Raw genomic sequence first — 19423 nt, 5'->3', positions numbered from 1 at the left:
CGGGGCCCCTTCGTGCAGGCAGGCAGGCGTCGCTACTCCGCCTTGATCGCCTCCAGCATGTTCAGCTTCGCCGCGCGGCGGGCCGGCCAGAGCGCGGCCAGGATGCCGACCGTGGCGGCCAGCAGGAGGAAGACGGCCAGGCGGGCCCAGGGCAGGACCAGTTCGTACGTCGCCATCTTGCTGGCGAGCAGTTCACCGGCCGCCCAGCCGAAGAAGATGCCGAGGCCGATGCCGAGGAACCCGCCGAACAGGGAGATCACCAGGGACTCCAGGCGGACCATCCGCTTCACGGCCCGGCGGTCGAGGCCGATCGCGCGGAGCATGCCGATCTCCTGCGAGCGCTCGAAGACGGACATCGCGAGGGTGTTGATCACACCGAGGACGGCGACGATCACAGCCATGGCCAGCAGGCCGTAGAGCATGTTCAGCATCAGCGTGAAGATCTGCGCGATGCCGTCGGAGATGTCCTGGCGGTCCTGGACCCGGATGCCCGGGTTGTCGCCGAGGGCCTTCTCCAACCGGCTCTTGGTGGCGTCGGAGGCACCGGCCGAGGTCTTGACCATGACCTGCATGTCCGCCGGGTCGGAGGGGACCTTGAGATGCGGGGTGAGCGTCGCGTTGTCCAGGAGGACGCCCCGCATGATCTCGTTGCCCGCGTAGACGCCGGCGACCGTCAGCTTCTGCTTCGCCCCGTCCTCGTACGCGACCGTGAAGGACGAACCCGCCTTCCAGCCGTGGTACTTGGCGGTCCCCTCGTCCACGACGATGTTCGTCCCGCCGACCTCGAAAGCGCCGTCCTCGATCGTCAGGTCGGTCAGCCTGCCGATGGTGGAGCCGTTGACTCCGGTCAGGTACTCGGTCTCGCCCTCGATGCGGGAGGGGGAGTTGCGCAGCGGGGAGGTGGCGGTGACGCCCTCGGTGGCGGCGAGCTTCTTGTCCACGTCCGGGACGAGGAGGTTGCCGTTGGCCATCGAGACGACGTAGTCCGCCTTGATCGAGGAGGCCGCCATCTTGTCGATGGACGTCTGCAGACTGCCCGCCATCACCGTCATACCGGTGATCAGCGTCAGGCCGATCATCAGCGCGGAGGCGGTGGCGGCGGTCCGGCGCGGATTGCGTACGGAGTTCTGCCGGGCGAGCTTGCCGGAGACGCCGAAGACGCGCAGCACGGGCGACGCGGCCGCGATGAGCGGGCGGGAGAGCAGCGGGGTGAGGACGAAGACGCCGATGATCAGCAGAACCGCGCCGAGCCCCATCGGGGCCTGGCCGTCGGAGCCGTCCAGGGTGGTGGCGTAGAGGACGACGGCCGCGCCCCCGCCGGCGAGGATCGCGCCGATGACGTTCCGTACGACGAGCGACCTGGTCGTCGCCTGCGCGTGGACGCTGCTCATCGCGGCGACCGGCGGGATCTTCGCGGCGCGGCGCCCGGGCAGCCAGGCGGCCAGCATCGTGATCAGTACGCCGACGAGGAGGGCGGTGGCGGCCGTGCCGGGCGTCACGACCAGCGGGCCGTCCGGGATGGCCGCACCGACCATGCCGATCAGGGCTCGCATGGCGGCGCCGATACCGACCCCGACCGCGAGCCCGCCGACCGCCGCGACCGCGCCCACGAAGAACGCCTCGACCAGCACCGAACGCGTCACCTGACGGCGCGAGGCACCCACCGCGCGCAGCAGCGCCAGCTCCTTGGTGCGCTGGGCGACCAGCATGGTGAAGGTGTTGGCGATGATGAAGGTGCCGACGAACAGGGCGATCCCGGCGAAGACCAGCAGGCCGTTCTTCAGGCCGCTCATGTTGGCGGCGATCATCTCGGCCTGGTCGTCGGCGAGTTGCCTGCCGGTGATCGTGGACGCGACATCGGCCGGTACGACCTTGTCGAGGGCCGTGCGGAGTTGGGCCTGGCTGGTGCCGGCTGCCGCCTTCACGTCGATCTCGTCGTACTCGCCCTGCTTGTGGAACAGCTTTTGGGCAGTCGCCGTGTCGAAGAGGGCGAGGCTGCCGCCGGCGGCGACATTGCCGTCGTCCGTGGTGAAGATTCCGGTGATGGTGGGGGTGACGACGGGCCCGTCGACGGACACCGGGATCGTGTCGCCGACCTTGTACCCGGCCCGCTCGGCGGTCTCGGAGTCAATGGCGATCTCGTCGGCTCCCCTGGGAGCACGACCGCCCTCCCGGATCGGATACCGGGGGTCGTGGCTCCCCCAGTAGTTCCCGCCCTGCGACTGGAAGCCGCCGCCGATGAGCTTGCCGTCCTTGTCACCGAGGGCGGTGAAACCACCGACGACACCGAGGGCGGACTTGGCGCCGGGCACGGACTCGGCCTTCTCCAGCAGCGCGTGCGTCAGCTTCCGCCGCTCGCCGACCTTGTCGCCCTCGCCCTCCCGGTACTCCGGCTGGATCGCGACGTCCACTTGGTCGAAGCCCTTGGCCGAGCTCTTCTGGTACGCCTCCGAGATGGTGTTGGTGAAGACCAGCGTGCCCGAGACGAAGGCCACGCCGAGCATCACGGCGAGCACGGTCATGAGCAGCCTCGCCTTGTGCGCGAGCACGTTGCGCAGGGCGGTACGGAACATAGGGGTCTCTGTTCGGGGTTGTGGATGTTCGGCCCGTCCGGCGTCGAGGACGCGGCCGAAGGCCGATGGGGGTCTGGGGGCGCGGCCCAGGGGTCGCCGGGGCGAACGGCCCTAGCTCGTACGCCCCTTGGAGTCGAACCGCTTCATCCGGTCCAGGACGGAGTCCGCCGTCGGCCCACTCATCTCGTCCACGATCCGCCCGTCGGCGAGGAAGACGACCCGGTCCGCGTACGCCGCCGCCACCGGGTCGTGCGTCACCATCACCACCGTCTGCCCCAACTCCCGTACGGAGTTGCGCAGGAAGCCCAACACCTCCGCGCCCGAGCGGGAGTCGAGGTTTCCGGTCGGTTCGTCGCCGAAGATGATGTCCGGCCGGGAGGCGAGCGCCCGGGCGACGGCCACGCGCTGCTGCTGACCGCCGGAGAGCTGGGCGGGCCGGTGGCTGAGCCGCGCGGAGAGTCCGATCATCCCGATCACGTTGTCGAGCCACGCCTTGTCGGGCTTACGGCCGGCGATGTCCATCGGAAGGGTGATGTTCTCCAGGGCGGTCAGGGTCGGCAGCAGATTGAACGCCTGGAAGATGAAGCCGATCTTGTCGCGTCGCAACTTGGTGAGCTGCTTGTCCTTGAGCGAGCCCAGCTCGGTGTCGCCGATGCGTACGGATCCGGAGGAGAACGTGTCCAGACCGGCCACGCAGTGCATCAGCGTGGACTTTCCCGAGCCCGAGGGGCCCATGATCGCGGTGAACTCGGCCTGGCGGAAGTCGACGGTCACCCGGTCCAGGGCGACCACCTGGGTCTCGCCCTGCCCGTAGACCTTCGACAGTTCCGTGGCGCGGGCGGCGACGGTGGTGGCCCGGTCGGCGAGGGGGGTGGTGGTCACGGGTGGGAACTCCTGTCGGGACGACGACGGTTCTGAGGCTTCCGTCTTTTCGGGGGATGCCTCCATCGTCGCGATCGACGGTCGCCGTGTAGTCAGTCGCAGTCCTGGTTCCGGGGGCAGACTTCTGACGGACGAGCGGGCGTCGCGTCATACCTGGGTATGACGGCGTCCAGTTGGACCGTGTCTGTGTCCTCCGTCGCACCCGGCGTGAGCGACACGATTCACCACGCACCGCCCCCCGAATCGTCGTCGACGCGACGCGTCATCACCGGGCGCCTGGGTGCGGCCGCTCGTTCGGGCGGTGAAATTCCGTCATTCCCCACACGCTCGGGCCTGCCGTCCGAAAGGCTATTGGCAAGTGCGGATGGCCTGTTCCGTGGGCTGATGCACCCTCAGACGTCAATAAAATAAGACAACATCGGTCTGCTCTTCCGCTGTTCGAGGGAAGGGTCCCGATAGGCTCGGCACCTCAGCGCGGAGCCCATGGCCTGCCCGGATGGTGGAATGCAGACACGGCGAGCTTAAACCTCGCTGCCCCTCGCGGGCGTACCGGTTCAAGTCCGGTTCCGGGCACCTCCGACCCACATCGAACAATATCCCCCAGGGTCCGACACGGGGGGTGTTCCTCGACCGGCATGCGCGCGCCGACTGGCGCCCGCTGCCGACCCTCGGGCGGGCCCTTGTCGACCGGCTACCCGATGACGACACCTCGAAGCGTGCCACCTGAGACGGCTGGTGGTTGATTTCTGGACGATCTCGGGTGTGTACCGAGATGGTCCGGGGTTGGGGCGGCCGGGGCGGGGAATCACGCAGACGCGTAGCGTGTTCGATGTCAGGGCAAGGGAAAGATCCTCCCCAAGCACTAGGGTCAATCCTTTGCCTACCTATTACTCTTGAGGCCAAGGCCACGCACGGTGGCCATGGAGGAGTGAAATGAGGAGCAGCAACCCGGTCTTCTCGCGACGGGGGTTCAGCCGCGACAACGGCTACGCGGGCTTCAACACCGCGCCGCAGGCCGGGGGAGCAGCTGTCGGCACCCAGGGCAACCCCTACGCCCAGCAGGGCGGCAACCCCTACGCGACGAACCCGTACGCCCAGCAGGGCGTACAGCACGGCGCCCCGCCGCAGGCCCCGGTCCGCACCGGCGGCATGACGATGGACGACGTCGTCGTCCGCTCGGCCATGACGCTCGGCACGGTCGTGGTCGGTGCCATCCTGGCGTGGGCCCTCCTGCCCGTCACGTCCAAGAGCTTCGGCCTGGCCATCGGCGCCGCGCTCATCGCCTTCGTCCTGGCGATGGTGCAGTCCTTCAAGCGCAAGGCCTCGCCCGCGCTGATCCTGGCCTACGCCGCCTTCGAGGGCGTCTTCCTCGGCGTGCTCAGCGAGATGTACAACTCGGTCTGGGACGGCGCGCCCTTCCAGGCGGTGCTCGGCACCATGGCCGTCTCCGGCGCCACCCTGCTCGTCTACAAGGCGGGCTGGATCCGGGTCACCGCACGGTACGCCCGCATCGGCATGACGATCGCGATCGCCTTCGTCCTCGTCATGGCGGTCAACCTGCTGCTGGTCGTCTTCGGCCTCGCGCCCGACGGCGGACTGCGCAGCATGGGCCCGATCGGCGCGATCGTCGGCATCCTCGCGATCCTGCTCGGCGCCTTCTTCCTCACCCTCGACTTCAAGCAGATCGAGGACGGCATCGCCTACGGCGCCCCCCGCGAGGAGGCCTGGCTGGCCGCGTTCGGCCTGACCATGACCCTCGTGTGGATCTACGTGGAGATGCTGCGGCTGGTCGCCATCTTCAGCGGCGACGACTGACCGAACCAGTAGTACCTGGCGCAGCGCGCCGAAGGGCCCCGGGAGCTTCCGCTTCCCGGGGCCCTTCCTCGTCTGCGGGGTGGGTGGGTCGGTCGGGGATCCTGCGTGCGCGCCTAGAGCAGTTTGCGCGCGGCCCTCCTCAGGTCGTACTCGTGGATGAGTGCCTTGGCGTGGCCGTACGCGAGGTCGTACTCGTGCCGGAGCCAGCTGACCTTCTCCTCGAAGTTGAAGAGAGCAGGTCCTTCGTCGACTTTCCGAAGCCAGTCGGAGACTTCACGACCGGTGCAATGGGGGATGCGGGCGAGCAGGTTGCGATGGGTCTCCTCTGAGAAGACTTGGGACATCGGCGCCTCCGGACGAAAGGGAACGTAAGCCGGTCCTTCAGGCCACGGTGCCTGAGCGTTCGCGTGTTGGCAACACTCCGGCGAAGACGCGTAGTCTCGCGGCGTGCTTGATACGACGCCACTGACCCGGGCCGTGGACCATTTCGCCGACCGGCTGCGGGCCGCTCCGCAGAGCCGGCTGCAACGGGGCGCCGCCGCGGAGGCACTGGGACTGGCCAGGGCGTTGGCACGCAGTGCCCAGCGGCTGGAGGGGGTCACGCCGCGGGAGATGCCCGATGCCGGGATGTTCGCGGCGGCTGATCAGATCACCGTTGCCGCGCATGATCTGGCGCTGGTCCTGGGGGACGAGGGTGAGCTGGCGGAGGCCTTGGCGCTGGTGGAGGAGGCGCAGCGGCGGGCGGGGGTGTGAGCGTGGGTGCCCGGGAGCTCCGAATGCCTGTGGCGTCGTGGCGACTGCGGGCCGTCCTGGGTTTGCTCGCGCAGTCCCCGCGCCCCTGACGGGGCGCTACAGCGACGCGATGACCCTGTCCGCCAGGATGTAGACCGTTTCCTCGCCGCATTCGAAGGTCAGGGTGTACGCACCCGAGATGCCCGAGCCGCCCAGGAGGACGGGGGTGTCGCCGGTGCGCAGGGCCGCGGAGAGGCGTTCGGCGGTTTCGCGGTGGCCGGGGGTCATGCACAGGGTGGTGCCGTCGGCGAAGACGTACACGTCGAGCGTGCCGAGCGGGCCCGGGCGGACGTCTGCCAGCTCGGTGCGGGAGGCGGCCAGCTCCTCCAGGCAGGCGACCGTGCGCTCGTGGTCGCCCGTGACCGGGGACTGCACGGGCACGAAGTCGGGGTGCGAGGGGTGACGCCGACGGGCCGCGGCCAGCTCGGCGGACTCCATGGCCGTACCCCCCTGGACGAAGTCCTTCGGGGAGAACTCGTCGCCCTCGATGCTCGGCTCGGTCACCGGCTCAAGGTGCTCCAGACCCGCGAAATCGGACTGTCGGGGCAGGAACAGCTCGCTGTCGGGCAGACCCAGCAGAGACGGCGCGTCGGAGGCGTCACGGGCCTCCTGGGCGGCCCAGAAGGCGCGCGCCTCGGCCAGCTCACGCTCCCGTTCCTCCGCGAGGGCCTCGGCCACGGCGGCGCGTATCTCCTCCGTGTCGGCGGCCGGGCGGGCGGCCGGCACCGGCGCGCGCACACCGGCGGCGCGGCTCGCGGCCAGCTCGGCGTGCAGGGCGGCGACCTCTCGGCGCAGACCCGTGAGGGTGCGCAGGACGACGACACCCACGGCGGCGGTGGCCGCCGTGGTGAGCAGCAAGGCGATCGGCATGGCGCTCACTGACGTACTCCCGGTTCAAAGTCGACCCCCGACTTCCTACATCAGCTTGAAGGGCGGACTAACCAGCTGTCAGTGCGTAACGTCACGAATCGGGCAGGACCTTCGTGCCGATGTTTCGTCGTGAAGCGCTTCTGAGCTGCGGAAACCGCTCTCCGGGGGAGATAGGTCACATCCTGGGGGAGATTGGATCACAAATCGGCCCAGAGTCCCGGAGCCTCCGGGATTCTGGGCCATTGCATCACAGTGGGTTTCCGTAGGGGTACGGGGCGGGGGCGCTCCGGGTCAGCTGAGGCGCTCGATGACCATGGCCATGCCCTGGCCGCCGCCGACGCACATCGTCTCCAGGCCGAACTGCTTGTCGTGGAACTGGAGGGAGTTGATCAGCGTGCCGGTGATGCGGGCGCCGGTCATGCCGAAGGGGTGGCCGACGGCGATGGCACCGCCGTTCACGTTCAGCTTGTCCAGCGGGATGTTCAGGTCGCGGTAGGAGGGGATCACCTGGGCGGCGAAGGCCTCGTTGATCTCGAACAGGTCGATGTCGTCGACGGTGAGGCCGGCGCGGGACAGGGCCTGCTTCGACGCCTCGACCGGGCCATAGCCCATGATCTCGGGGGAGAGGCCCGAGACGCCGGTGGAGACGATCCGGGCGAGGGGGGTCAGCCCCAGCTCGCGGGCCTTCGTGTCGGACATGATCACGAGGGCGGCGGCGCCGTCGTTGAGCGGGCAGCAGTTGCCGGCCGTGACCAGGCCGTCCGGGCGGAAGACCGGCTTCAGGCCCTGGACGGCCTCCAGGGTGACGCCCGCGCGCGGGCCGTCGTCCGCGCTGACGACCGTGCCGTCGGGGAGCGTGACCGGGGTGATCTCGCGCTCCCAGAAGCCCTTCTTGATGGCTTCCTCGGCGAGGTTCTGCGAGCGGACGCCGAACTCGTCCATGTCCTGGCGGGTCACGCCCCACTGGCGGGCCAGGTTCTCGGCGGTCTGGCCCATCGCGATGTACGGGTCGGGGAGCAGGCCGTCCTCGCGCGGGTCGCGCCAGCCGGCGCCCTCGGACTTGGAGACGGCCTCCGTGCGGGCCTCGGCCTCCGCGAAGAGGGGGTTGTGGGTGTCGGGCAGGCCGTCGCTCGTGCCCTTCACGCTGCGCGAGACCGTCTCGACACCGGCCGAGATGAAGACGTCGCCCTCGCCGGCCTTGATGGCGTGCAGGGCCATGCGGCTCGTCTGGAGCGAGGAGGAACAGTAACGGGTGATCGTGCAGCCCGGGAGGTGGTCCATGCCCAGCTGTACCGCGACGATACGGCCGAGGTTGTGGCCCGCCTCGCCGCCGGGGAGGCCGCAGCCGAGCATCAGGTCGTCGATGTCCCTGGGGTCCAGCGCCGGGATCTTGTCGAGCGCCGCCCGGACGATCGTGGCGGTGAGGTCGTCGGGGCGCAGGTCCTTGAGGGAGCCCTTGAACGCGCGGCCGATGGGGGAGCGGGCGGCTGAGACGATCACGGCTTCGGGCATTACGGCTCCATTGGCTTGTGCGGGCGGGGGCTGTTGGGGAAGTTACCCGTACGTATGGGTTGGGTCACGGGGGTGGGGGTGTGACTCCGGCCGCACTTTTCTAAGCGCTTGCTTTTTGGGTGGGGTGCCCAGGCGCTCGGGGGCGCAGCCCCGGCTTTTCAGGGGCGCGGGGAACTGCGCGACAAGCCCCCACGCACCCCCACCCGCACCCGCTCAAGCGCCTGTACCCCCGAGCTCCTAGGCGGACGGTTCCGCCGCGGTCGTCGGGGTCGGGTCCGTCGCCGGGACCCGGCGCCGACGGCGGCGCTTGAGGAGGGCCCAGGGGCCGCGCGGGCCCGTGGGCATCGCGGCCGTGACCTCCGTGCCCGCCTCGGAGGCGGCTTCCGCGGCCGCTCTCGCCACCGGGAGGAAGCCCTCGCGGCGGGAGACGTCCGGGCGCTCCTCCTCCGCCGGCCACAGACCCAGTGCCGCGCACACCGTCGGCAGGACCGCCATCGCCGCGGTCGCGTACCCCTCCGCCGAGGGGTGGTAGTTGTCGGGGCCGAACAGCTCCCGGGGGTTCGCTTCGAACTCGGGGCCCAGCATGTCGCCCAGCGACACCGTGCGGCCGCCCTGCTCGACCGTGCCGATCGTCTGCGCCGCCGCCAGCTGCCGCGAGGCCCGGCGGGCCAGCCACCGCAGGGGCTGCTGCACGAGTTCGATGGTGCCGAGGTCGGGACAGGTGCCGACGACGACCTCGGCCCCGGCCGTCCGTAGCCGCCGTACGGCCGAGGAGAGATGGCGGACCGAGCGCGTCGGAGGCATGCGGTGCGTCACGTCGTTCGCGCCGATCATGATCACGCAGACGTCCGGGACCCGCGTCGGGTTCTCCAGGGCCAGCGCCACCTGGCGGTCCAGATCATCCGACTGGGCGCCGGGCAGCGCCACGTTCCGCAGCTCCACCGGGCGCTCCGCGACCGCCGCGAGCCCCGAGGCGATGAGGGCGCCCGGGGTCTGGCGGGCCCGGTGGACACCCTGGCCGGCGGCCGTGGAGTCACCGAGCATGGTCAGCCGGAGCGGGGGGTCGTCAGTGACGCCCCCGTACGGTGCCCCGTACGTCCGTCTGTTGTACGGGGCGCCGTACGAGCGGCCGTACAGGCCCTCCGCGCTCGGCGGATGCGGGCTGTGGCCGTTGCCCACGACGCGCTTGGCCATCCGGAGCTCGGCCAGCACCAAGCCGACGGCCGCCGCACCGACCAGCCCGATGCCACCGCCGCCGAACGCCGCGCCCGCCGCGATGCGCCGGGCCACCCTCGCCCTCGACATGCTCGTCATCCGTCGCCGCCACCTCCTCGTGGGGACCGCTCCTCCGGATCAGGCGAGGCCGGCCCCTAGCCGTACAACCACTCCTTGCCCCGTACCGACCGTCGGCCAATCTCAACACCGCGTGAACGCATGACAGGGGGCTTAGGCTGGCGGGACATCAAGACCATCCCTTTTTGCAGCTACCGGAGACAACGGTGCAATTCCACGACTCGATGATCAGCCTCGTCGGGAACACCCCGCTCGTGAGGCTCAACAGTGTGACCGAGGGTATCCAGGCGACCGTTCTGGCCAAGGTTGAGTACTTCAACCCGGGCGGTTCCGTGAAGGACCGCATCGCCCTGCGCATGATCGAGGCGGCGGAGAAGAGCGGCGAGCTGCAGCCCGGCGGCACGATCGTCGAGCCGACCAGCGGAAACACAGGCGTGGGGCTCGCCATCGTCGCGCAGCAGAAGGGGTACAAGTGCATCTTCGTGTGCCCCGACAAGGTGAGCACCGACAAGATCAACGTGCTTCGGGCGTACGGGGCCGAGGTCGTCGTGTGCCCCACCGCCGTGGACCCCGAGCACCCCGACTCGTACTACAACGTGTCCGACCGGCTGGTGCGCGAGACGCCGGGCGCCTGGAAGCCCGACCAGTACTCCAACCCCCACAACCCGCTCTCCCACTACCACTCGACCGGCCCCGAACTGTGGGAGCAGACCGAGGGGAAGATCACCCATTTCGTGGCGGGTGTGGGGACCGGCGGCACCATCTCCGGTACGGGCCGCTATCTGAAGGACGCCAGCGAGGGCCGCGTCCAGGTCGTCGGCGCCGACCCCGAGGGGTCCGTGTACTCGGGCGGCTCCGGGCGGCCGTACCTCGTCGAGGGCGTCGGTGAGGACTTCTGGCCGACCGCCTACGACCGGACCGTCGCGGACGAGATCGTCGCCGTGTCCGACAAGGACTCCTTCCAGATGACCCGCCGGCTGGCCAAGGAGGAGGGGCTGCTGGTGGGCGGGTCGTGCGGCATGGCCGTCGTCGCCGCGCTGCGGGTCGCCGAGCGGCTCGGGCCGGACGACGTCGTCGTCGTGCTGCTGCCCGACAGCGGCCGTGGCTACCTCTCGAAGATCTTCAACGACGAGTGGATGGCCGACTACGGCTTCCTGGAGGACGAGGGGCCGTCCGCGCGCGTCGGGGACGTGCTCAACGACAAGGAGCACGGGGCCATCCCGTCCCTCGTCCACATGCACCCGGACGAGACGGTCGGCCAGGCGATCGAGGTCCTGCGCGAGTACGGCGTCTCACAGATGCCGATCGTGAAGCCGGGCGCGGGCCACCCGGACGTCATGGCCGCCGAGGTCGTCGGGTCCGTCGTCGAACGCGAACTGCTGGACGCGCTGTTCACCCAGCGGGCCTCGCTCGACGACCCGCTGGAGAAGCACATGTCGGCGCCGCTGCCGCAGGTCGGCTCCGGTGAACCGGTCGGGGACCTGATGTCCGTGCTCGGTACGGCCGACGCGGCGATCGTGCTCGTCGAGGGCAAGCCGAAGGGCGTCGTCAGCCGCCAGGACCTGCTCGCGTTCCTCGCCAAGGGCGGGGTGAAGCAGTAGGGAAGCCGGCGGTATCCAGGAGGAATCGGCCCCAAGCGGCCTCGGAGTCGAAGATTTGCGCGAGGCGAGCGTTCGACTTCGCAGAAGTGGTACGAGGGCGTCACGTCCGCGCAGCACCCTCTTAACACGGGTCCGGCACATTAGTGGGTGTCGGCAGGGCGGGAGCGGCTCCCCGCCCAGGCCGGCACCAAAACGGCGTCACGGACCTCCGGAGCGGCTCCCGGACCTCCACCGACGCCTAGGACGCGCAAGCCCGGCCTGACCCGGCCCGCGTCCCTCGCGGGGACCGCCGTCGTCCCGCCCCCCGACAACGGGGGTGCGGCGGTCCCCGCGCATATTTCTTCCGGGTGCCCCGGGGCTACTTTCTTCCGGGTGCTCCTGGGCTACTTCTCCCGGTCCGAGTCGGCCGACTTGTTCTCCCCGCGCCTGCCGAAGCCCGGTTCCGGGCGGGAGCGCAGCACCCAGGCCATGTTCACGCCGACGATGCCCGTCCAGGTGACGAGCAGGCCCGAGAAGCCCGCGACGCCGCCGCCGATGCCGGAGAGCGGGATGGCGAGGACGAGGGAGACGATGCCGAAGCCGAAGCGGTCGCCCCAGGAGTCGTTCGACTTCGGGGAGCGCGAGCCACGGGCCACGACCATCTGCTGCTCGGCGACCTGCCGCCGCACCCGGCGGTCCACCGCGCCGTCGATGCGCTGGTCGACCTTCTCCAGGAACGACTCGACGAGCGCGGACTCGTAGTCCTCGCCCAGCTCTCTGCGGGCGTGCAGGGTGGCCGCGAGTTCCTTGTTCAACTCGTCGTCCCGGGGCGTGGCATTCAGGCGTTCGGCGTCGCGGGCATCCATTCCGGTCATGCCTCTCAAGGTAGGCAGCGGGGGGCCGCTCGGCACTGGGGTTAGCCCCCCTGTCGCCGTTGCGCCGGACCCCCGAATGCGGCGGCGGCCGGTTCCGGCGGTTGCCGGAAGATGAGACGTCCCTTGCCCGGCCTGTATAACGTCATGCAGAGTTCATGGTGGCTGAATATGTGCTCGACGGGTTGAGGCGAGAGGGGCCTGCGTGTGATGTCGTCCCGGATCGTGGAAGCGCCGGGTGTCGCGGCGACCGGCGCCTCGTCGCCCGGTCCCGTCGTCCTCGACGGGCGCGGGCTCGACGTCGCCGACGTCGTACGCCTCGCCGACGGGACCGCCCGGCCCGCCCCCGGCCCGGACGCCCTGCGGCGGGTCGAGGAGTCCTGGGAGGCGGCCCGGCACATCGCGCTCGCCGGCCGGGTCTACGGCCGCTCCACCGGTGTCGGTGCCAACCGCGACGAGGCCGTGCCGACCGAAGCGGCCGCCGAGCACGGACTGCGCCTGCTGCGCAGCCACGCGGGGGCCATCGGCGAGGAGGTGCCCGCCCGGCAGGTCCGCGCCATGCTGGCCGTACGCGCGAACCAGCTGCTCGCGGGCGGCGCCGGGCTCCGCCCGACCGTGGTCACCGCGCTGTGCGAGGCGCTGGCGAGCGGGGCGTACCCCGTGGTGAACGAGTTCGGGTCGGTGGGCACCGGGGACATCGCGGCGCTGGCACAGGTCGGGCTGGCGCTCGCCGGGGAACATCCCTGGGCCGGAGCGGGCGCCCCCGAGGCCCAGCAGCTCGACAACAACGACGCCCTCGCGCTGATCAGCAGCAACGCCCTCACCCTCGGTCAGGCCGCCCTCGCACTCGACGAGTTGCGCGGGCTGATCGCCGCCACACAGGTCGTCGCCGCGCTCTCGCTGCTCGCCGTGGACGGCTCGCACGAGGCGTACGCGGCGCCCGTGCACCTCGCGCGCCCCCACCGGGGCTCGCGGGAGGTGGCCCGCCGTATGCGCGCGCTGATCGGCGCCGCCGACCGGCCGACGCCCCCGCTCGGGCGGATCCAGGACCCGTACGGCTTCCGCTGTCTTCCGCAGATCCACGGACCCGCGCTGGACGCGGCGGACGCCCTGCGGGGCGTGCTGGAGGTGGAGATCAACGCGGCCGCCGAGAACCCGCTGATATGCCCCGAGGACATGGCGGCGTACCACCACGGAGGCTTCTACCAGGCCCAGCTCACCCTGGCCCTGGACCACTTCAGGCTGGCCGTGATGCAGGTCGCGCGACTGTCGACCTCCCGGCTGTCCTCGCTCAACGAGCCCGCCTACACCCGGCTGCGGCCCTTCCTCGCCGACCAGGAGCCCGCGTCGTCGGGGGTGATGATCCTCGAGTACGCGGCCGGGGCCGCCCTCGGCGACCTGCGCGCCTTCGCCGCGCCCGCCTCGCTCGGCCACGCCGTACTCTCCCGGGGGGTCGAGGAACAGGCCAGTTTCGCCTCTCTCGCCGCACGTCAGACACTGCGGGCCTGCGGCGCGTACCGTCTCGTCGTCGGCTGCGAACTCGTCGCGGCGGTACGGGCGCTGCGGCAGCGCGAGCTGCGGCCGGAGCCGGGGCTGCCGGCCGCGCGGGCGCTGGAACTGGCCGAGTCGGTGCTCGACCCGGACCCGGCCGACCGGCCGCTCACGGACGACGTACGGGCGGCGGCCGCGCTGCTGGACCGGTTCACGGACGTCTGGACGGACGCCGGGACGGTCGTGGGGACCGATGTGCAGAGGGGAAGCGGGACATGAGCGCGGGTGCGGGTGGGGGTACGGGTGTGGACCGGGGCACGGGTGCGGGTGGGGGTACGGGTGTGGACCGGGGCACGGGTGCGGGTGGGGGTACGGGTGTGGACCGGGGCACGGGTGCGGTCGAGAGTTCTGCCGCGCGGCTGCAGGCGCTCTTCGAAGGGCACCGGCTGACGCCCACCCAGCGGCGGATCGCGCACAGCATGGTGCGGCGGGCCGCCGACGTGCCGTTCCTGTCCAGCGTCGAACTGGCCGAGCTGGCCGGGGTCAGCCAGCCCTCGGTGACCCGCTTCGCCGTGGCGCTCGGCTTCGACGGCTACCCGGCGCTGCGCAGGCATCTGCGCGAGGTCGCGCCCGCGGAGCCGGCGGCGGACACCGCGTCGTACAACGAGTACCAGCAGGCCGTCGAGGCCGAGATCGAGAATCTGCGGCATCTGGCGGAGGTGCTCGCCGACCCTGCGCCGGTCGCGCGCGCGGGGCGCCTGCTCGCGGCCTCGCGCCCCCTGCCCGTGCTCGGCCTGCGGGCCGCGGCCTCCCAGGCGTACGGCTTCTCGTACTTCGCGGCCAAGGTCCACCCGGACGTACGGCTGCTGCACGAGGGCGGGACCGTCCTCCACGACCGTATCGACGCGGCCGTACGGGCCGGGGCGACGGCCCTGCTCTGCTTCGCGCTGCCCCGGCACCCGCGGGAGGTCGTGGACGCACTGGCGTACGCGAAGGAGGCCGGGCTGACGGTGGTCACGGTCGCCGACTCGGTGTTCGCGCCCGTGGCCAAGGTGTCCGACCTGCTGCTGCCGGCCGCCGTCGGGACGGGCCTCGCCTTCGACACGGTCTGCGCGCCGATGCTGCTCGGGCGGGTGCTGCTGGAGGCGATGTGCGACGACCTGCCGGACGCGCAGGCACGGCTGGAGGAGTTCGACGCGCGGGCGGCGGCGCGGGGTCTGTTCGTGGAGTAGAGGCTTCTCAGACGCGTTTCACCTTCGGTGGCTAAGGTGCCCGCCTACTGTCGTACGACGTCGGGAGGCGGGCACGTGGCACGCGGAGGACATGGGCTGGCCCGGGTGGCCGTGGTGGTGCGGGCCGGGGCGGCACCGCTGTGGTGGTTCGGGGTGCTCGCGGCGGGGGTCGGCGTGGTGCCGCCAGGGGTGACCGGGCGGCGGATCGGCGTGCTGGGCGGGGCGGCGCTGTTCGTCGTCGCGGCCGCGGTGGTGGCGTGTGCGAGGCGCGGGCGGTATGTGGCGCTGGGGCGCGCGGCCTCCAAGGCCGGCAAGTACGACGTCCTCCGGGACCGCGCCGTGACCGTCCGGGACTGGCGCCGGGGTCACCGGTGGTGGCTGCTGCTGGGGTTCGCCGCCGCGCTGGGCTCGTCGTTCGTGGTTCCGGCGGCCGGCGGGCTGCTGCTGGCCGGTGTCGGCACCGGGCTGTGGCTGAAGGCGCTCTGGCTCGGGCGGCGGGAACGGGCGGAGTCCGCCCTGTACTGGATCCGGGTGGACTGGCTGTCGGGCCGGGCCGGCGGCCCCGTCGCCAAGCGGGTGGCCGGATTCCGGGTGACCGGGGTCGGGGCGGGGGACGCGGGGCCGGGGGGTGGGCGGGTGGGGTGAGGTAGGGGCGGCGGGGGCGCTGTTACTCGCCCCGCACTCGCAGCACCACCTTGTTCACCTCCCACAGACCGACCCCGATCGCCGGCAGAACCCCCGCGCGGACGTACACACCAGTCGGCCGCTCGGCCGGCGGGCTCGCCAGGATCACGGCCGTCAACGCCCCGAGGACCGGCAGAACCGTCGGCGTCCGGAAATGCGCATGGTGGACGCGATCCCGCCGCAGGACAAGCACCGCGATATTGACCACGGCGAAGGCGAGCCCGCACGCGGTTCGCGGCGCACGGGTGGGGCTCGCGGGGGTCACGCGATGCGCAGGGTCTGCTTCGCGAGGGCGTACGCCGGAAGCATTTCCTCGTGCTCGTCGGAGTCGAAGCCTCCGAGGTGGACGAGGACCGGCCCCTCGGGGGTCGTGACGGCGAACGCCCGCTCCTTCTTCGTCTCGTCCAGGGCCTTGCTGGTGTAGAGGTACTCGACTTCGGCGCCCGAGCCCTCGGAGTCTTCGGGGGAGAAATCGGTGTACTTCACCTTGCTCGTGTCGTCCTCGGCCGCCACGAACTCCTTCAGCAGCGTGCGCGCGTCCTTGCTCGTGGTCGCGCCGGTCCAGATCCGGATGAATCCGATGTGCCCGGCGGGCTTGGCGTCGATCTCGCACGCCATGGTGAAGGGGCCCTGGTGGAGCAGGGAGTCGGCGAGCTCCGCCAGTTCCTCCGTGGGCTCGTCGTCGGGGTCGGCCTCGACGGCCTCCGCCTTCCACGACTTGGCGGTGTCGAAGGTGACCGGCAGCTCGCAGGCGGAGCCGGGGGCGCCAAGGGTGCCGCCGCGCTCGGCGACGTCGCCCGTCGAGCCGGCCTCTTCGGAGGAGCTTCTCCCGGACGCGCTGGTCGAGGGCTTGGCCGCGGTGTCGTCGTCCTGGTCGGCCGACTCCGAGCACGCCGTCAACAGTCCGGCCAGCAGGGCCACCTGGACCAGCACCGGTCCCCGTACCGCCCCAGCCGCTCTTCCCGTTCTTCGCAACGCCACCGTCTCCGTCATCGTCTGCTGCTTCCGCTTCCGCAGATGTTTCTGTCTCTGTTTCTGCTTGGGCTTCTGCAGAGTTTCTGCTTCTTCTGGTCTTCTTTCGCCTCTGGCCGGATCACGGTAACGGCGTGCCGGGCGGCGCTCCCCGGTGGGGTGCGCCGCCCGGCGGGTACGGATGCCTTGCGCGGGGCTACACCTCCAGTTCCGCCTCGATCTTCTTCAGCTGGTGCCTGGCCATGGCCAGGTTGGCCCGCTTGGAGTCGAGGACCAGGTACAGGAAGAGGCCGTTGCCGCCACGGCCGGTGAGCAGCCGGATCAGGTGGTAGGCGTCGGACAGGGTGATCAGGATGTCCTCGATCTCGCCCTTGAGGCCGAGGTGCTCCATGGTGCGCAGCTTGGCGCGTACGACGTCGGTGTTGCCGGCGGCGGCGACGGTGAGGTCGAAGCCCTTGCTGCCGCCGATCGTGCCCAGCGCCATACCGCTGGTGTAGTCGACGAGGGCGGCGCCGGTCGCACCCTCGATGGACGCGAGGGCCTCTTTGAGCGCGGTCTCGGTGTTGGCCATGATGTGCGGTGTCCTCTCAGTTCTCCGTGGCGGAACGGGTGTTCGGGGTGATGCGGGGGGTGGTGGTGCGTGGGGTCGGGGCGCGGGGCGTACGGACCTGGGGCGGCGTGGACCTGACCGTGGTCTTGGCGGGTGGTGGTGCGGGGGCTGGTGCTGGATCGGGTTGCTGTGCCTGGGCCGGGTTCGGCGCCTGCGACGTCGGTCGGATGGGCAGCGCAGACCCGTTCCGCGCGGAAGCCGCGGAAGCCGCAGAAGCCGCAGACGAAGCGGGACCAGCGGCACCAGCCGTGGTCGCGGACGCCTCGCCGGCCCGGGTGTTCACGGACGGCTCGGTGCCGGTCGGGCGCTCGGCGGGGTCGGCGCGGGGCCCGACCGCGTCGACCAGCTCCCCGATGCGGCTGCCCGCGCGGCGGCCCTCCAGGTGCAGCCGGCCGACGTTGACCCGGTCCTGGGCCAGCAGCGTCAGCACCGCGGACGAGCCCGCCGCGTACGTCGCCACATAGCCCTGTTCGCCGCGCAGGAGCAGCTCGCGCAGGTCGCCCCGGCCGGTGGCGTCCGTCAGCCGCAGTGCCACGCCCAGCGCGGCGGCGGTCAGTGCCGCGAGGCTCTCCGGCTCGGTGCCGGGGGTGTCGTGGGCGAGTACGAGCCCGTCCACACTGGCCGCGAGCGCACCGGTCAGCTGGGGTACACGGGCCCTCAACCGGCGCAGTTCGTCGAGGACTTCGGCCTCCGCGGCCATGAGCAGTCTCCTCTCGGCGGGGCGTTGCCGCTGCCGCTCAAAGGGCCTCCAGCGCATCCCTGAGCCTTTGCAGTAGCGCGATGTCGGGGTCGGTGGTGATGAACGGCGACGGTCCGGCGGGGGCCGATGTCCTGTCCTCGACCACGGGCGGCCCGGCCGTGCCCACCGGTGCCGCCTCGCGGTACGCGTGGGGCGCTATCAGGCCCGCTGCCGCCAGACGCCGTATGTCCACCAGGGTGTGGAAGGTGGGCCGCCCCAGGGTCACGGAGATGTCCGCCGCCGTGCGGGAGCCGTCCACCTGGTCGAGCACCGCCCCCTGGCGGGCCGGGACCGAGGACGGGGCGCGGTGGCCGGCGCGGACGAGTGGGCCGTCGTCCGTCGCAGGGTCGGGCCAGATGCGGTGCAGCAGGTCGCGGCGGCGCAGGGTCTCCCGCTCCACCACGGCCACCGGCACCGGGCGGATCGGCCCGAGCCAGTGCGCGGCCCCGTACCGGAAGCTGGCCGGCGCGCTGCTCGGCCCGAGCACGAAGTACGCCGCGTCGAACAGCGCGCCCGCGTGGCACAGCTCCAGCGAGCCCCTGCTGACCCGGCCGCTGTCGACCAGGAACCGCCCGACCCGCAGCCCGGCCCCGGCCCTGTCGACCGCCTCCCGCCAGCCGTCGCCGTCGATGATCCCGCCGGTGGTGAGCAGCACGTCGAGGCTCGGCGAGCGGGGGCTCTCGGCGTGCACGACCTCGCCCTCGGAGAGGTAGAGCGTGCCGAGCTCGCGCAGCAGTACGCCGGTGGCCCGCTCGGCGGCGAGCCGGTTCAGCATCGGGGAGACACCGGGGCCCGGCACTCTGTCGCGCAACGGCAGCAGCGGAGCGGGTTTCCTGACCGCGATCATCCGAGCACCAGCCGTCCCGCCATCTCGCCGAGCCGGATCCGGGCCAGCGCGAGATTGCCGTCCGTACGGGCCAGCCACAGATGCAGGAACACGCTGCTGTCGAACGTCGTCTGCACGAACCGCAGCACGTGGTACGTGTCGCGGTTGCTGACGATCAGGTCCTCGACCGGGAGATCGGCCCCGGACCAGTCGGAACCGTCCTCCGGCGCGAACGCCCGGTGCTCCGCCGCGATCCGCGCCAGCTCGGCCGCCTCCGCAGCGGTGGTCTCGTGGTCACCGCCGGGTGCTTCCCCGACCGTGCCCAGCGCCAGTCCGCTGGTCCAGTCGACCACCGCGGCGCCCAGCGCACCGGGCAGCCTCATGGCCTCCACCAGACACTCGTCGATTCCGGGCACCGTGGCTCCCCTCCTGCCTGCGGTTCGGCTGAGTGACGTAGACGCTACGCAACGTATGCGCGAGGAGTGAGAGATCTGGCATTTTCCAGTGGAACATGCCTACGGGACGCTAGTGTGGGTCAACTTGCCTGGATTTCGGCCCTGTTGAGGGCAGGATGGGGCCGCAGCGCGCTGAGGTGGGGCTATGCGGCCGAACCGCATGGCGGGGGCGCGACGCGGCGCCCGGCGACCATCATTTCGAGTGGCGCGAGAGGCGTGCGGATG

At 71.3% G+C, this 19423-nt stretch carries 18 protein-coding genes, 1 tRNA gene and 1 pseudogene; 7 read left to right on the top strand and 13 right to left on the bottom strand.

From position 1 onward, the window contains the following. Positions 1–32: 32 nt before the first annotated feature. Together SGFS_RS24630 and SGFS_RS24625 are read right to left on the bottom strand one after the other, a co-directional pair. The gene (locus SGFS_RS24630; protein WP_286253506.1) at positions 33–2573 is read right to left on the bottom strand and encodes an ABC transporter permease; all 2541 of its coding nucleotides are present in this window, start codon (positions 2571–2573) and stop codon (positions 33–35) included. Between the two features lie 111 nt (positions 2574–2684). After that, on the bottom strand, positions 2685–3455 hold the full coding sequence (locus SGFS_RS24625; RefSeq protein ID WP_286253505.1) for an ABC transporter ATP-binding protein: 771 nt from the start codon (positions 3453–3455) through the stop codon (positions 2685–2687). 490 nt (positions 3456–3945) lie between these two features. Here SGFS_RS24625 and SGFS_RS24620 point away from each other — a divergent pair. Next, a tRNA-Leu gene (locus SGFS_RS24620) sits at positions 3946–4028 on the top strand. Between the two features lie 360 nt (positions 4029–4388). Beyond that, on the top strand, positions 4389–5270 hold the full coding sequence (locus SGFS_RS24615; RefSeq protein ID WP_286253504.1) for a Bax inhibitor-1/YccA family protein: 882 nt from the start codon (positions 4389–4391) through the stop codon (positions 5268–5270). Positions 5271–5383: 113 nt separating this feature from the next. On the opposite strand, the gene SGFS_RS24610 is transcribed toward SGFS_RS24615, so the two are convergent. After that, positions 5384–5614 (bottom strand): DUF4287 domain-containing protein, encoded by a 231-nt coding sequence (locus SGFS_RS24610; RefSeq protein ID WP_286253502.1) that lies wholly within the window; start codon positions 5612–5614, stop codon positions 5384–5386. A 103-nt stretch (positions 5615–5717) separates the two neighbouring features. Here SGFS_RS24610 and SGFS_RS24605 point away from each other — a divergent pair, with 103 nt between their 5' ends. Continuing rightward, positions 5718–6023 (top strand): hypothetical protein, encoded by a 306-nt coding sequence (locus SGFS_RS24605; protein ID WP_286253499.1) that lies wholly within the window; start codon positions 5718–5720, stop codon positions 6021–6023. Between the two features lie 96 nt (positions 6024–6119). Here SGFS_RS24605 and SGFS_RS24600 read toward each other — a convergent pair whose 3' ends face one another. The 3 genes from SGFS_RS24600 to SGFS_RS24590 form a co-directional block, all read right to left on the bottom strand. Next, positions 6120–6932: a hypothetical protein gene (locus tag SGFS_RS24600; RefSeq protein ID WP_286260040.1), complete on the bottom strand. Its 813-nt coding sequence runs from the start codon at positions 6930–6932 to the stop codon at positions 6120–6122. Between the two features lie 291 nt (positions 6933–7223). Further along, on the bottom strand, positions 7224–8444 hold the full coding sequence (locus SGFS_RS24595; protein ID WP_286253497.1) for an acetyl-CoA C-acetyltransferase: 1221 nt from the start codon (positions 8442–8444) through the stop codon (positions 7224–7226). A gap of 237 nt (positions 8445–8681) precedes the next feature. Continuing rightward, positions 8682–9758 carry an SGNH/GDSL hydrolase family protein gene (locus SGFS_RS24590; RefSeq protein ID WP_286253495.1) on the bottom strand — a complete coding sequence of 359 codons (1077 nt, stop codon included), beginning with the start codon at positions 9756–9758 and terminating at the stop codon, positions 8682–8684. A 185-nt stretch (positions 9759–9943) separates the two neighbouring features. On the opposite strand from SGFS_RS24590, the gene SGFS_RS24585 reads away from it, so the two are divergent. Further along, complete coding sequence (locus SGFS_RS24585; protein ID WP_286253494.1) at positions 9944–11338, top strand: cystathionine beta-synthase; 1395 nt, start codon at positions 9944–9946, stop codon at positions 11336–11338. 383 nt (positions 11339–11721) lie between these two features. Here the strand turns inward: SGFS_RS24585 and SGFS_RS24580 are convergent, their stop codons facing one another. Beyond that, positions 11722–12192, bottom strand: a complete 471-nt coding sequence (locus SGFS_RS24580) for a hypothetical protein (RefSeq protein ID WP_286253491.1) — start codon at positions 12190–12192, stop codon at positions 11722–11724. Positions 12193–12399: 207 nt separating this feature from the next. Here SGFS_RS24580 and SGFS_RS24575 point away from each other — a divergent pair, with 207 nt between their 5' ends. The 3 genes from SGFS_RS24575 to SGFS_RS24565 all read left to right on the top strand — a co-directional run bounded on the left by SGFS_RS24575 (position 12400) and on the right by SGFS_RS24565 (position 15557). Continuing rightward, positions 12400–13959 (top strand): aromatic amino acid ammonia-lyase, encoded by a 1560-nt coding sequence (locus SGFS_RS24575; RefSeq protein ID WP_286253490.1) that lies wholly within the window; start codon positions 12400–12402, stop codon positions 13957–13959. Further along, the gene (locus SGFS_RS24570) at positions 13956–14912 is read left to right on the top strand and encodes a MurR/RpiR family transcriptional regulator (RefSeq protein ID WP_286253489.1); all 957 of its coding nucleotides are present in this window, start codon (positions 13956–13958) and stop codon (positions 14910–14912) included. Before SGFS_RS24575 ends, SGFS_RS24570 begins: the two co-directional genes overlap by 4 nt. A gap of 75 nt (positions 14913–14987) precedes the next feature. Beyond that, on the top strand, positions 14988–15557 hold the full coding sequence (locus SGFS_RS24565; RefSeq protein ID WP_286253488.1) for a hypothetical protein: 570 nt from the start codon (positions 14988–14990) through the stop codon (positions 15555–15557). Between the two features lie 22 nt (positions 15558–15579). Here SGFS_RS24565 and SGFS_RS24560 read toward each other — a convergent pair. The 6 genes and pseudogenes from SGFS_RS24560 to SGFS_RS24535 form a co-directional block, all read right to left on the bottom strand. Beyond that, a pseudogene (locus SGFS_RS24560) lies at positions 15580–15810 on the bottom strand (amino acid permease); the annotation flags it as partial. A gap of 47 nt (positions 15811–15857) precedes the next feature. Then, on the bottom strand, positions 15858–16589 hold the full coding sequence (locus SGFS_RS24555; protein WP_286253487.1) for a lipoprotein: 732 nt from the start codon (positions 16587–16589) through the stop codon (positions 15858–15860). A 175-nt stretch (positions 16590–16764) separates the two neighbouring features. Beyond that, positions 16765–17139, bottom strand: a complete 375-nt coding sequence (locus SGFS_RS24550; protein ID WP_286253486.1) for a roadblock/LC7 domain-containing protein — start codon at positions 17137–17139, stop codon at positions 16765–16767. 16 nt (positions 17140–17155) lie between these two features. Beyond that, the gene (locus SGFS_RS51850) at positions 17156–17878 is read right to left on the bottom strand and encodes a roadblock/LC7 domain-containing protein (protein WP_434028028.1); all 723 of its coding nucleotides are present in this window, start codon (positions 17876–17878) and stop codon (positions 17156–17158) included. A gap of 37 nt (positions 17879–17915) precedes the next feature. Next, complete coding sequence (locus SGFS_RS24540; protein ID WP_286253485.1) at positions 17916–18764, bottom strand: hypothetical protein; 849 nt, start codon at positions 18762–18764, stop codon at positions 17916–17918. Then, positions 18761–19159, bottom strand: coding sequence for a hypothetical protein (locus tag SGFS_RS24535; protein ID WP_286253484.1), 399 nt, complete (start codon positions 19157–19159; stop codon positions 18761–18763). The genes SGFS_RS24540 and SGFS_RS24535 overlap by 4 nt, the downstream gene beginning before the upstream one ends. Positions 19160–19423: the final 264 nt, after the last annotated feature.

Source organism: Streptomyces graminofaciens, assembly GCF_030294945.1.
In the GTDB taxonomy this organism is placed as follows: Bacteria; Actinomycetota; Actinomycetes; order Streptomycetales; family Streptomycetaceae; genus Streptomyces; species Streptomyces graminofaciens.
This window is presented reverse-complemented; position numbering and strand designations above follow the sequence as displayed.